This window comes from Mycobacterium sp. ML4 (genome assembly GCF_054515735.1).
The window spans coordinates 137,107-150,099 of sequence record NZ_JBTNSY010000009.1 but is presented as its reverse complement, the minus strand read 5'-3'; the positions used below and the strand labels follow the sequence as shown (position 1 = coordinate 150,099).

Here is a 12,993-nt window from a genome sequence, read left to right as displayed (position 1 = left end):
GTCCCAGTATCGGTGACTGACGCGGTCGGCGCTTGTCATCGGCAGTTCGGTAGGCTGCCCGTTATGGAATTGGCCCTGCAGATCACCCTGGTGGTCACCAGCGTGCTGGTGGTGTTGCTGGTGCTGTTGCACCGCGCCAAGGGTGGCGGTCTGTCGACGCTGTTCGGCGGCGGTGTGCAGTCGAGCCTGTCCGGGTCGACGGTGGTGGAGAAGAACCTCGACCGATTGACGCTGTTCATCGTCGGGATCTGGCTGGTCTCGGTCGTCGGCATGGCGTTGCTGATCAAATACCGCTGACTAGCCTTTAACCGGCCACTCTGTGAAACGCCGGTGTGGGCCACGGCCGGTTGACCGGCGTCACCTTCACCACCGGCTTCACTGCCAGTGGGGACTTCGGTGTCGCTCTGCAGATTGGAAACCGGTTAAATGACGGCTGACCAGATGTGGAGCACAGCGTCACAGCGCGCTTTGTCCGGGGCTGCCAATGCCGCTCCCGGTCGGGGTGATGATCGGAGATCCGCCGCCACCGCCACCACCACCGCCGGCGGCGCCGCCGTTGCCACCCACAGCAGAGCTGCTGCCGGTGCTGGTCCCGCCTGTCCCGCCCGCGTCACCGTTGTTGCCGTTACCGCCGTTGCCGACATCGCTACCACCGCCACCGCCGCCTCCGCCGACGCCGGTGGACAAGGGGCCACCTGCCCCGCCGCTCCCGCCGACTCCTCCGCTTCCGGTGCCGCCGGTGCCGCCACCGCCGGCGTTGGGAGTTGCCGAGCTGCCGGACCCTCCGCCGCCGCCACCACCACCGCCAAACGCTTGAGCGCCGACCGTTGATACAGCGACGCCTCCGCCGCCACCACCGCCGCCACCACCGCCTTTGCCGCCAGCGCCTAGTTGAGCGGCGTCGCCGCCGCCACCGCCACCACCGCTGCCGCCGTTACCGGTAGCGAACGAACTCCCGGCTGATCCGCCCTGCCCGCCGGCGCCGCCTTGACCACCCTGGCCGCCGACGCCAGCGACCCCGGCGCCGGCGCCAGCACTGCCCCCCGTTCCGCCGGCACCACCGCCGCCGCCACCGCCGCCGATGACCGCGCCGAGAATTGGTGCTTGGTTGGATCCGCCGTTACCCCCGGTACCGCCGGCGCCGCCTTGGCCGCCGCCACCGTTGATCCCGCCAGAGGGGGCACCGCCGCCGCTGCCTCCGACTCCACCTCGACCACCGTTGCCACCGGGGCCGCCCGCGCTCAGATTCCCGCCACTGCCGATGGCGCCGACGCCTCCCGCGCCGCCGGCCCCCCCGTCGCCACCGCTGCCGCCGCTCGCGCCCGCGCCGCTCGCGAAGCCGCCGGCGCCGCCGGCTCCTCCGGCGCCTCCCGAACCGCCGGGCGTTCCGGGCGCCGCCGCGGCCGCGTTATAACCCGCACCACCTTGTCCACCTGCGCCCCCGCTACCGCCATCGTCGGCCCCACCTGCGCTACCCGGGTTGCCGCCGATACCCGCCGCCCCTGCGGTCCCCGCGTTGCCGCCGGACCCACCTGCCCCGCCGTTGCCGCCGGTGGGGGAGGCGCTGGTACCGGCTGCGCCGTTTGCCCCATCACCGCCGTCACCGCCACTCCCGGCCTTCCCGCCACTGCCGGCGGTGCCGCCGGTACCGGAGTTTCCACCCGCCCCACCGTTGCCGCCCTGGCCGCCGGCGCCCCCGGAGGTGCCGGGAATTGCCGATGGATCAGAGGACGGGTCATAGCCTGCACCGCCTCGTCCGCCGGCGCCTCCGCTGCCGCCGTTGCCGGTGGCGCCTGCCGTACCGTCGGACCCGAAGGTCCCGCCGAATCCGCCGGCCCCACCGGCGCCGGCGTTACCGCCCAACCCACCATGACCGCCCAATCCGCCGCCCGGAAGAACGCTCGACCCAGCACCGCCATCGGCACCCAGGCCGCCAGCACCACCGGCCCCACCCACTCCGCCCACTCCCCCACCGCCGAAGAACCCGATGCTGCCACCGCCGACACCCCCGGCTCCGCCAGCCCCGCCGGCGGTGCCGCTCCCACCGCTGAGGCCCGCCCCGCCCGCCGCGCTGCCGGTGCCCCCGAGACCGCCCGCCCCTCCGGCCCCTCCCGCACCACCGCTGTAGAACGCCAGCGCCCGGTTGAGACCCCCGGCCCCCCCGGCCCCGCCCGTCCCACCGGCTAACGCCGCGGTGCCGGTTCCGCCAGCACCGCCCACGCCGCCGGTCCCGCCAGAACCCCCTAGGAATCCGCCGGCGCCGCCTCGCCCGCCGGTCCCGCCAACCAGACCAGCGGCGCCTGCTCCGCCGGCCCCGCCAGTGCCCCCATTGCCGAATAGCCCGGCGTCGCCACCAGCGCCACCGGCCTGCCCCGGCGCCCCCGACCCGCCGTTACCCCCGTTGCCCACCAAGATGCCACCGGCCCCACCGGCCTGCCCGGTACCCGGCGCGCCATCGGCACCATTGCCGATCAGCGGACGCCCGAACAACAGCGTCGTGGGTGTGTTGATCGCATCCAGCACTGCCTGCAACGGCGTCGCAGCAGCCGACTCGGCACCGGCATACATCGCCGCGGTCGAACTCAACGTTTCTACGAATCGCTCATGAAACAGCGTTGCTTGTTCACTGAGCGCTTGATACTCCCGACCGTAGGCGCCGAACAACGCCGCGAGCGCGGCCGACACCTCATCCGCAGCCGCGGCGCTTACCAACGTCGTCGCCGCTGATGCCGCCGCGTTGGCCCCCCGCACCACGGAATGGATCTCCGCCAAGTCGGAAGCGCTGACTATCAACGCTTGGGGTGAAGCGATTACGAAAGACGACATGTGTAGGTCCCATCACTTTGAATTCGGATTAGGTTCTTCTTTGCGACGACAGAAGGCCGTGTTGCCCCGGCTCGGCCGAGAGGTAACCCGGGCTCATCCATTGGAGCCGCTACTTCCGCGCCCTCCGCGAGAGCGGCTGGGCGTGCCCTATGCGCCGCCGACACTGCCGATAACCCCGCCACAGACTGCACACGAAACGCCGCCGCTTGCGCAACCGGCTGCTGATATCGCCGCCTATTGGACACGGACAGCGCCGAAATCGCCGCTGGTACCTCAGCACCGGCCGCCGCCACTATTACCGACGTCGACTGCCCCGCCGCATAGGCCGCGCCTATCACAGGCCTGATCCGCGCCAAATCCCGCGCCGCCGCCGCTACGACATCCGGCGCCACACAAACAAACGACACGAGCCGCCTCCGCTATCAAGAGGCCAGAATGGAGACCAACTGTACAACTCGGACGCAATACGCAACAGACTTTCGCTCCAAATCTAATTCGAAGAACACTTTAATTGATTGCTTCGGGCAGGGGATTCAGTCAGTACTGTCCTGTTGGCCGCGCCGAGATCGCAGCCTGATTCGCATTCTAGAACGACTGTCTGAAACGGGCTCTTCGATTTTGACCGGGCAATCAGCTGCAAGTCCGGGTTGCGGCCCGCTGTTTTGCGGGTGCAGTGGAAGCGTATCCGGCGAGCCGAGTTGGCGGGGTTGCGGAACCCGCATGCGGCGCGTTTAACCTGCTTGACCAGTCGGTTGTAGCCCTCGGTTCTGGCGTTGGTGATGCCGGTGGTGATGGAAGGCGTTGATCTCGGGCCACCAGGTGTCCACGGTGCCGGCCAGGGCCAGCAGCTCGGGAATCTGTGAGTCGATGCACCACGCCAGGAACCGGTGCAGCCGATGCCGGGTCAGGTGCGGGTCGCCACCGGAGCGTACGGTCGACAGCAGGGTGCGCAGTTCCTCCTTGGCGATCCACACCGACATAATCTGCCCGCTGGGGTCCTCATCGGTGATGGCGTTCCACATTTTGGCGAAGTTCTTGCCCGACAGGCGTTCTCGTGCCTGCAGCAGCCGGCGGCGGTTGGCCCATTCCGGGTCGATTTTGCGGCCGCGACGATCGCGCAGATCCCGGGGGACCCGACGGCGCACCTTGGTCAGTGCATCGTTGGCAAGCTTCACCAGATGGAATTGGTCGACCACAATCGCAGCGTTCGGCAACAAGCCTGGCGTGCGAATCGCCTTGGCTTAGACCGCCGCCGGGTCGATCGCCACAAACTCGATCTGCTCACGGAACTGCTCACTGCGCTCAGAGAGCCAGTCGATCACCGCGGAGCTGGTGCGGCCCTCGCGTTGGCCCAGCAGGCCCTGATCGCCGGACAGGTCGACGAACCCGGTGTCCCACGGATCGATGCGTACCCACCTGCCGGTGATGTCGCAGCGTCCCCAGCGGGGCTTGCCGCGCCGTGTCTCGTCGATACCGAGCACCCGCACTGGTTCGGGTTCGGCCAGCTGGGCTTCGGCGTGGTCGACAAACGCGCGGTGCGCGGTCGGCCACGACACCCGATGGGCGCCGGCAACCTCGGCCACCGACCGGCCGGCATCACCAATCGCCTCCCCGATCGCGGTGCGCAACCGCGCCGTAGCGCGGGCCCGCGCCGGTAGCTGTTCGATGGCCTCGGTAAAGGAGGACTTCTCGCAGTAGTCCTCCCGGCAGCGCCAGCGGGTCTTGTGCCACCGCACCACAATGTCGTCCTGACCATAGGGAACGTCTTTCGGCGAGGTCGTCGGATACTCCTTGACCGAGCTGGACACCACCCCGCATTCCGGGCACGCAGCCGCGGCTTCGTCGGCGGTGACCACGTGCACCACCCGGGTCCCATCATCGAGGCGCTCGACACGCTCCACCCGTACACCTGGCAGCCCAAACAACAATGTCGTACCGTCTGACACGGCCCTCGGTTTCCTTCCTCCGCCTGATTGCTTCGCAACTTTCAGACTTCGGAAGGCCGGGGGCCTCCACATGCAACGACACGCCCATGAGAGCGAAATCACAACTGCCCGTTTAAAATTGAAGAGCCCTGAAACGTGTCCCGAAGTCGTGCTCGCCCACCAGGCCCTCGAGGATAACCGCCTTCCCCGGGCAGGCATGGGTGCAAGGTTGTCGATGAAACCCCGTGGCACCAATTGTCTGACAAAGTATGCGCGAGGAACGGGTGCCGCTTTATGGTTTCGGAGTCGACATTCGTCGCGCAGTCAGCACACGCACGTCCGCTGCGAGCGCGCAATATTACGAAAGGCTGTACCGCAGGTGAATTATTTGGTTTTCGGCCCAGAGATCAACTCGGCCCTCATCTTCACCGGCGCGGGCCCGGTGCCTATGCTGGAAGCATCGGCGGCATGGGCTGGACTGGCTGACGAACTCGCGACAGCGGCCCGTTCTTTTGCTTCTGTTACCGCTGACATCTCAGGCCAGGCGTGGCAGGGGCCGGCGTCCGTGGCTATGTCGGCAACGGCAGCACCCTACGCTTCGTGGTTGAATGCGGCTGCGGTGAAGGCTGCCGAAGCGTCGGCGCAAACACGTGCCGTAATCAGTGCCTTTGAGTCCGCACAGGCGGGCATGATTCACCCGGCAGCGGTTTCGGCTAACCGCGGCGCACTCGTTCGACTGGTGTTAACAAATCTGTTTGGGCAGAATGCGCCGGCGATCGCGGCTGCTGAGTTCGCCTATGAAGAGATGTGGGCACAAGACGTAGCAGCGATGGCGGGATACCATTCGGCAGCTTCTGCTGCGGCCACACAATTATCACCACTGGAGTTCCTGCTGAAAAATGTCAATGTGGGCACCGGAAACAAGGGCACGGGAAACTTGGGTAACGGGAATACTGGTGACACCAATATCGGTAGCGGAAATACCGGCAGCAGAAACTTTGGCAGCGGCAACCTCGGGGACAGCAATGTCGGTGGAGGGAACAAAGGCAGTGGCAACCTGGGCGGGGGAAATAATGGCGCCGGAAACGTGGGTGGTGGGAACAGCGGCACCCAAAACGTCGGCGCCGGAAATTTCGGCAGTAACAACATCGGTTTTGGGAATTCTGGTTCAGCACTCACCGACGGCGGCAGAGGCAACCTTGGTAGTGGAAACTTCGGTGACGGAAACGTCGGCAACGGGAACACCGGGAACTTCAATCACGGTTCGGGAAATAGCGGCGACCGCAACGTTGGCTTCGGTAACACCGGTAGCAACAACTGGGGGGCCGGCAACAAGGGCAGTCATAATATTGGATTCGGAAATTCTGGCACCGGCAACATCGGCTTTGGTCTCACCGGCAACAACCAAGTCGGGTTCGGCGCGCTGAATACCGGCAGCAACAACATCGGCTTATTTAACTCCGGGAATAGTAATGTTGGTTTTTTCAACTCCGGCGATGGCAGCTGGGGCATAGCCAATTCTGGAAATTTCGCGACCGGCGCCTTCAACTCCGGAGTTCTGAATACGGGTATCGGCAACTCGGGTGCGCTCAACACCGGGATGTGGAACTCCGGGGACGGTGTCGCGCTGTTTAATGGGACAAACACTGGATTCGGCAATTCGGGCAGCAACAATCTAGGTTTCGGGAACGCCGGCCTCGCCAACGCAGGCAACTTCAACTCAGGGTCGTTTGACACGGGCTCCTTCAACGCTGGAGATCGAGTGACGGGCAGCTTCAACGCCGGTAACACCAACACCGGCTTCTTCAACGCGGGCAACGTGAACACTGGTTTCGGCAATTCGGGAGACACGAATACCGGCGGATTCAACTCCGGCAACTTGAACACCGGATTCGGCAGCATGGTCAACCAGACCGCCGCCAGCTCGGGCTTCGGCAATACGGGCACGGGGAACTCAGGCTTCTTCAACGCAGGCATTCAGAACTCCGGCAGCAGCAACCACGGAGACTTCAGCACGGGCTACGGGAACAAAGGCAGCTTCGATAGTGGGTTCTTGAACTCGGGCGCCAACGCACACGTCGGAGTGATGAATTCCGGCGGCAGCGGCGGCACGGGCGGCTTCAAAGTGGGATTCCTCAACTCGGGGACGGGTGCACTGGTGTCAGGCTTCTTCAACTCGAGCGACGTGGGGTTGATCTCGGGATTCGGAAACTCCGGCGCCGGCTTCACGTCGGGCCTCAACAACAGCGGCGGCAACAGCTCAGGCGCCTTCAACAGGGGCACGCAGCAGTCGGGCTTCTTCGGCCAGTAGGCCCGGCCCTGGCACCTGCACCAACCCGGCCACGGACGAATGGGCCCGGGTTCTGTCGACACCGGTCGGCACGAGCGCGTTACTGCAACAGGATCGTGAACCCACCAGCTCGTTAACTCGACGTTCTGGGAGAACGTCTAAGGCTTGTTGCTTGAGGTGCATGCGACTGCCGGCCACCCTTCCGACTGCCAGGTATGCCTTCTAAGGCAGTGGGCCCCCGGCCGCAATCGCCGCCAGCGTGGCGAACTGCTCCCCGTCCAGCGACGCACCACCGACCAGACCGCCGTCGATGTCGTGCTGAGCGACCAGATCGCCGACGTTCTTGGCGTTCACTGATCCGCCATAGAGAACCCGGACGCTCTGGGCGATCTGCGGGGAGGCCAGCGCGGCCAGCTCATTGCGGATCGCCGCGCAGACCTCCTGAGCGTCGGCCGAGCTGGCCACCCGACCGGTGCCGATCGCCCAAACCGGTTCGTAGGCGATGACGACCTTCTCGATCTGCTCGGCCGAGAGCCCCGCGAGCGACCCGCGCAGCTGTTCGACGTTGTGCCGCACGTGGTTTCCGGCCTCGCGCACCTCGAGGTGCTCGCCGATGCACACGATCGGGGTGAGCTCGTGTTTGAGCGCGGCCGCGGCTTTAGCGGCTACCAGCGCGTCGTCCTCGTTGTGGTAGGTGCGGCGCTCGGAGTGCCCGACAACGACGAAGCTGCACCCCAGCTTCGCCAGGAACGCCCCGCTGATATCGCCGGTGTAGGCACCGGAGTCGTGCTGCGACAAGTCCTGCGCCCCGTAGGTCAGGCGCAGTTTGTCGCCGTCGACCAGGGTTTGCACGCTGCGCAGGTCGGTGAACGGCGGGATGACCGTGACGTCGACCTTGTCGAAGTATTTGTCCGGCAGCGAGAATGCGATTTTCTGCACCAGGGCGATCGCCTCGAAGTGATTGAGGTTCATCTTCCAGTTGCCGGCGATCAACGGCTTGCGGGTCACAAGTCACCTCCGGTCGGCTGGGGCTCGCCGAGCACCTCGATGCCCGGAAGTACTTTGCCCTCAAGGTATTCCAGCGACGCTCCGCCGCCGGTGGAGATGTGGGAGAACGCGTCTTCCGGAATCTTCAGGGCCCGCACCGCGGCAGCGGAATCGCCGCCGCCGACGACGCTGAACGCGCCCTTGCCGGTCGCCTTGACGATCGCTTCGGCAACGCCCCGGGTGCCCTCGGCGTACATCGCGAATTCGAACACCCCCATCGGCCCGTTCCAGAACACCGTCTTGGCGTTGGACAACAACGTGCCGAACCGCTTGACCGACCCCGGGCCGATGTCCAGGCCCATCAGGTCGTCGGGGATCTCGTTGGCGGCCACGGTTTCTGGCGGCGAGTCGGCCTCGAACTTTTCGGTCACCACGATGTCCACCGGCAGCCGCAACACGTCGTGATAGGTGTCCAGCAGGTTGCGGCAGGTCTCGACCATTTCTTCTTCGAGCAGCGACTTGCCCACCGAGTAGCCCTGTGCGGCAAGGAAGGTGAAGCACATGCCGCCACCGATCACGATGCTGTCGGCCTTGGTGGCCAGCGACTCGATCACACCGAGTTTGTCCGAGACCTTCGATCCGCCCAGCACCACCGCGTAGGGCCGCTCGGTGGAGCTGGTCAACTGCTGCAGCACCTTGATCTCGTCGGCGACCAGCGTGCCCGCATAGTGCGGCAACAGGGTGGCGACGTCGTACACCGAGGCTTGTTTGCGGTGCACCACGCCGAACCCGTCGGAGACGAACGCTCCTCCGGGCCAGACCAATTCGGCGAGCTGCTTGGCCAGGGCGTGCCGCTCGTCGTCGTCCTTGCTGGTCTCACGCTTGTCGAAGCGGATGTTCTCCAGCAGCAGGATGTCGCCGTCGGTGAGTCCCTCGGCGCGGGCCAGCGCATCGGTGCCGACGACATCGCCGGCCAATTGCACGTGCCGGCCGAGTTGCTCACCCAGTGCCGCAGCCACCGGCGCCAACGAGTACTTCGGGTCGGGACCATCCTTCGGGCGGCCGAGGTGAGCGGTGACCACCACCTTGGCGCCGGCGTCGAGCAGTGCCTTCAGCGTCGGCACCGACGCGGTGATCCGCCCGGCGTCGGTGATGTTGCCGTCATCGTCGAGTGGCACGTTCAGGTCCGAACGCACCAGCACACCGCGGCCCGAAACCCCTTCGCCAAGAAGGTCTTTGAGTGTTGGAACGCCCACGATCAGAGCGACTTCCCGACGAGTTTGACGAGGTCGATCAGGCGGTTGGAGTAGCCCCATTCGTTGTCGTACCAGGAGACGACTTTGGCTTGGCTGTCGATGACTTTGGTCAGCCCGGAGTCGAAGATCGAGCTGTGCGGGTCGGTCACGATGTCGCTGGACACGATCGGCTCGTCGTAGTACTTCAAGATGCCCTTCAACTTGCCTTCGGCGGCGGCTTTGAAAGCGGCGTTGATTTCTTGGGCACTGCCCGACTTGGACAGCTCGACGGTCAGGTCGGTGGCCGAGCCTGTCGGGATGGGTACCCGCAGCGCGTAGCCGTCAAGTTTGCCTTTGAGCTGGGGCATCACCAGTCCGATGGCCTTGGCTGCGCCGGTGGAGGTAGGCACGATGTTCAGTGCCGCGGCCCGGGCCCGGCGCAGGTCCTTATGCGGGCCGTCCTGGAGGTTCTGGTCCTGAGTGTAGGCGTGGATAGTGGTCATCAAACCGCGCACGATGCCGAACTCGTCATCGAGCACCTTGGCCAGCGGCGCCAGGCAGTTCGTCGTGCACGAGGCGTTGGAAATGATGTTCTGGCTGCCGTCGTACTTGTCGTCGTTGACTCCCAACACGATGGTGATGTCCTCATCAGTGGCCGGGGCGGAGATGATCACCTTCTTGGCCCCGGCATCCAGGTGGCCCTTGGCCTTGGCGGCGTTGGTGAACAGGCCGGTGGATTCGACCACCACATCCACCCCCAGATCACCCCAGGGCAGCGCGGCGGGACCCTCCCGCACGGCCAGCGCCCTGATCTTGGCCGGGCCCACCACGATGGTGTCCTCACCCTCCAAGCTCACGTCATAGGGCAGCCGCCCCAGAATCGAGTCGAATTTCAACAGATGAGCAAGGGTGTGGTTATCCGTGATGTCATTGACCGCGACGACGTCGATGTCGGCGCCGCCCTGCTCCTGCTGAGCCAACAGCGCCCGGTAGAAGTTGCGTCCGATTCGACCAAAGCCGTTGATGCCAACTCGGACCGTCACGTGTCTCTCCTCTTTTCCTTGTGTTCGCTGATAAGCGCTCGTCATCAGCCTAGATCAGTGCAGAAACCACGGCGCGGGCTGACCGGTGACGACCTCTTCATTCACCGATCGCAAAGTCTTGGGAACGACTAAGCCTTCCTGAACGTCACCATTTGGATACGGCACGGTGCGGCGCGGTTCGCGTCTTGGATCGGCGTCTAACAATCGAGCCGGTCGCCAAGAGACGACCAGACGATTGTGATTGTGCTGGAGCGCGAACAAAAGGAGTTGACGTTGATGACGATCTTCGATCGATTCAACCTCAAGGTAATTGCTGCCGCCGCGGCGGTGTGCGGGGCCGCATTGTCGCTGAGTCCGACTGCAGCGGCCGTGCCCCTGAAGACGGGCGGCAACGCGTGCATCCAGGGAATGTCAGGAACAGCTGGCGCAGCCACAGGTGCGGCCGGAGCCGCCGGAGCGCCGGCGTGCTGCGCGTACGGCGGCGCAGCCGCAGGTGCCGGTGGTGCGCCGGCCGGAGGCGGCCCGGCGGGTGGAGCGCCGGCCGCCGGTGGCGGACCTGCGCCCGCCAGTGGAGTCGCGCCCGCCGAAGCGTGCGGCGGTCCGGCCAGCGCTCCGATCACGGGCATGTCGGGCGTTGGTGCCCCCGTTGTAGTGCCCGGACCGGTCGGTGCCGCGGCGGTTGCCCCGGTGGTGGTTCCCGGGCCGATCGCTGCTCCGGTTCCGGTAGGCGCCCCGGTCCCGATCGGCGCCCCAGTCCCGATCGGGGCCCCAGTCCCGATCGGGGCCCCGGTCCCGATCGGCGCCCCAGTCCCGATCGGGGCCCCAGTCCCGATCGGCGCACCGGTGCCCATCGGCGCACCCGTCCCGATCGGCGCACCCGTCCCGATCGGCGCACCGGTGCCCATCGGCGCCCCGGTGCCCATCGGAGCGCCCGTGCCTATTGGCGCGCCTGTGCCTGTCGGCGCACCCGTACCTATCGCCGGACCCGTCCCCGTCGGCGCGCCCGTGCCCGCCGGAGCGCCGGTAGGCGCGCCGATCACCACGATGTCCGGGACCGGGAAAGGCGAGCCGACCGGACCGGCGCCCGCCGGGGGACCCGCGCCCGGTCAGCCCCTTCAGCCCGGGCCGGCTGGGGGCGCGGGCTGACGGCGGTCAGGTTGCGCGCAACCAGCGCAATGCCGACTCGGCGGCGTGATATCCGCACAACCCATGGATCCCGGCCCCCGGCGGCGCGGACTGCGAACACAGGTAAACACCCGGCACGCCGATGCGATAAGGATCCACGGCGATGCGCGGCCGGAACAGGATCTGCAGTCTGTCATTGGCACCACCGATGATGTCGCCGCCGATCTGGCTGGGGTTGCGGGCCTCCAGCTCAGCGGTCCCGGTGCTCACCGTGGCAACGATGCGATCACGAAATCCCGGAGCGAACCGCTCGATCTGGTCGATGACCGCCGCGGTCGCATCGCCGGTGTAACCGAACGGCACGTGTGCGTAGGCGTAGATCGGGTTGACGTTGCCCGCCGACCGTGACGGGTCGGCCAGGTACTGTTGCCCGAGCAGTACGAACGGCCGTTGCACCATCTTTCCTTGTGCACGTTGCCGTTCCGTGTCGGCGACCTCATCGAAGCTGCCGCCGAGATGCACCGTACCGGCCCGGCCGCAGTCCGGATTCGTCCACGGAATATCGCCTTCGACAGCGAAGTCCACTTTGAACGCCGAGGATCCCTGACGATAACGGCGGTAGGACCGTCTGATGCGGGTGGGCATCGCATCCCCGTAGATCTGGAGCACCTGGGCGGGGTTCAGGTCGAGCATGACGATGTCGGCGTTCGGGATGTCGCGGCGGCGGGTGACCTTGACCCCGGTGGCGACCCGTCCCCCCGCGGCCTCCAGCGCCGCGTCCAGGGCCCGGGTGATCGCGCCGGACCCGCCTTCGGCGACGGGCCAGCCGTAACGATGCCCGCTGGCCAGGATCATCAACCCGAGCGAAGCGGTCAGCGGCCGGTCCAACCGGGTGTAGGCGTGCGCAGCCGCGCCACCGTAGAGGGCTCGGGCCTGCTCGGTGCGGAAATAGCCGGCCACCGCGGTGGCGGGCAGCAACGCGCGCGGACCGAACGATGCGAGCCGCAACGGATGCCGCGGTAGGTGGATGACCGGGCGCAGGAGATCCTCGGCGAGGTCGTCAAAGCCCTTGGCGAGTCCGCCTACGGCCGCCCGCCAGCGCCAGCGGTCGGCCCCCAATGCCTTGACGGTCTTCGCGACCGACTGATAGAGCACTCCGGCGGAACCGTCATCGAGTGGGTGAGCGCAGTCGGCCTCCGGCCACTTCCAGGTCAACCCGTAGCCGAGCAGGTCGATCTCCTGCCAGAACGGTGATCCCACCCCCAGCGGGTGAAACGCCGAGCAGTGGTCGTGGAGGACGCCGGGCAGCGTCAATTCGCCCGACCGCACTCCCCCGCCGATGGTGTCCCGGGCTTCCAGGACCTGCACGTCGATACCCTGCCGGGCGAGGTGGATCGCCGCGGCCAGACCGTTGGGCCCCGCGCCGACGACAACCGCGGTCGTCATGAAGTCCCGCGCAGTACCGGCTCCGTCGTGACGTGGACCGGAAATTCGTCGCCCGGCTCAGGCCACGGTTGGCGGGTCAGCGTGTCGCTGACGTCAACGTGACCGGATTCGAGGAG

Annotated in this window: 11 protein-coding genes and 2 pseudogenes; 3 read left to right on the top strand and 10 right to left on the bottom strand. The window is 66.5% G+C overall.

Annotated elements, in window-relative coordinates:
- The first annotated feature begins 63 nt into the window (after positions 1-63).
- Positions 64-297 carry a preprotein translocase subunit SecG gene (gene secG, locus ACX9NE_RS12485; RefSeq protein ID WP_459363485.1) on the top strand — a complete coding sequence of 78 codons (234 nt, stop codon included), beginning with the start codon at positions 64-66 and terminating at the stop codon, positions 295-297.
- Positions 298-456: 159 nt separating this feature from the next.
- Here the strand turns inward: secG and ACX9NE_RS12480 are convergent, their stop codons facing one another.
- The 5 genes from ACX9NE_RS12480 to ACX9NE_RS12460 form a co-directional block, all read right to left on the bottom strand.
- Positions 457-2,826 carry a PE family protein gene (locus ACX9NE_RS12480; RefSeq protein WP_459363484.1) on the bottom strand — a complete coding sequence of 790 codons (2,370 nt, stop codon included), beginning with the start codon at positions 2,824-2,826 and terminating at the stop codon, positions 457-459.
- Positions 2,811-3,218, bottom strand: coding sequence for a PE family protein (locus tag ACX9NE_RS12475; RefSeq protein ID WP_459363521.1), 408 nt, complete (start codon positions 3,216-3,218; stop codon positions 2,811-2,813). The genes ACX9NE_RS12480 and ACX9NE_RS12475 overlap by 16 nt, the downstream gene beginning before the upstream one ends.
- A gap of 98 nt (positions 3,219-3,316) precedes the next feature.
- Positions 3,317-3,574 carry a hypothetical protein gene (locus ACX9NE_RS12470; protein ID WP_459363520.1) on the bottom strand — a complete coding sequence of 86 codons (258 nt, stop codon included), beginning with the start codon at positions 3,572-3,574 and terminating at the stop codon, positions 3,317-3,319.
- On the bottom strand, positions 3,558-4,022 hold the full coding sequence (locus tag ACX9NE_RS12465) for a transposase (RefSeq protein WP_459363483.1): 465 nt from the start codon (positions 4,020-4,022) through the stop codon (positions 3,558-3,560). Before ACX9NE_RS12465 ends, ACX9NE_RS12470 begins: the two co-directional genes overlap by 17 nt.
- 45 nt (positions 4,023-4,067) lie before the next feature.
- Positions 4,068-4,727 carry a helix-turn-helix domain-containing protein gene (locus ACX9NE_RS12460; RefSeq protein WP_459363482.1) on the bottom strand — a complete coding sequence of 220 codons (660 nt, stop codon included), beginning with the start codon at positions 4,725-4,727 and terminating at the stop codon, positions 4,068-4,070.
- Positions 4,728-5,130: 403 nt separating this feature from the next.
- Here ACX9NE_RS12460 and ACX9NE_RS12455 point away from each other — a divergent pair, with 403 nt between their 5' ends.
- The gene (locus tag ACX9NE_RS12455) at positions 5,131-7,062 is read left to right on the top strand and encodes a PPE domain-containing protein (protein ID WP_459363519.1); all 1,932 of its coding nucleotides are present in this window, start codon (positions 5,131-5,133) and stop codon (positions 7,060-7,062) included.
- Positions 7,063-7,263: 201 nt separating this feature from the next.
- On the opposite strand, the gene tpiA is transcribed toward ACX9NE_RS12455, so the two are convergent.
- The 3 genes from tpiA to gap are packed head-to-tail and all read right to left on the bottom strand — an operon-like array spanning position 7,264 to position 10,306.
- Complete coding sequence (gene tpiA / locus ACX9NE_RS12450) at positions 7,264-8,049, bottom strand: triose-phosphate isomerase (RefSeq protein ID WP_459363481.1); 786 nt, start codon at positions 8,047-8,049, stop codon at positions 7,264-7,266.
- Positions 8,046-9,284: a phosphoglycerate kinase gene (locus tag ACX9NE_RS12445; protein ID WP_459363480.1), complete on the bottom strand. Its 1,239-nt coding sequence runs from the start codon at positions 9,282-9,284 to the stop codon at positions 8,046-8,048. The genes tpiA and ACX9NE_RS12445 overlap by 4 nt, the downstream gene beginning before the upstream one ends.
- Positions 9,285-9,286: 2 nt before the next feature.
- Positions 9,287-10,306, bottom strand: coding sequence for a type I glyceraldehyde-3-phosphate dehydrogenase (gap, locus tag ACX9NE_RS12440; protein ID WP_459363479.1), 1,020 nt, complete (start codon positions 10,304-10,306; stop codon positions 9,287-9,289).
- Between the two features lie 765 nt (positions 10,307-11,071).
- On the opposite strand from gap, the pseudogene ACX9NE_RS12435 reads away from it, so the two are divergent.
- Positions 11,072-11,452 (top strand): annotated as a pseudogene (locus tag ACX9NE_RS12435) (beta-xylosidase); the annotation flags it as partial.
- A 6-nt stretch (positions 11,453-11,458) separates the two neighbouring features.
- Here ACX9NE_RS12435 and ACX9NE_RS12430 read toward each other — a convergent pair.
- On the bottom strand, positions 11,459-12,877 hold the full coding sequence (locus tag ACX9NE_RS12430; protein ID WP_459363478.1) for a phytoene desaturase family protein: 1,419 nt from the start codon (positions 12,875-12,877) through the stop codon (positions 11,459-11,461).
- Positions 12,874-12,993: pseudogene (locus ACX9NE_RS12425) on the bottom strand (hypothetical protein); the annotation flags it as partial. The gene ACX9NE_RS12430 and the pseudogene ACX9NE_RS12425, both read right to left, overlap by 4 nt.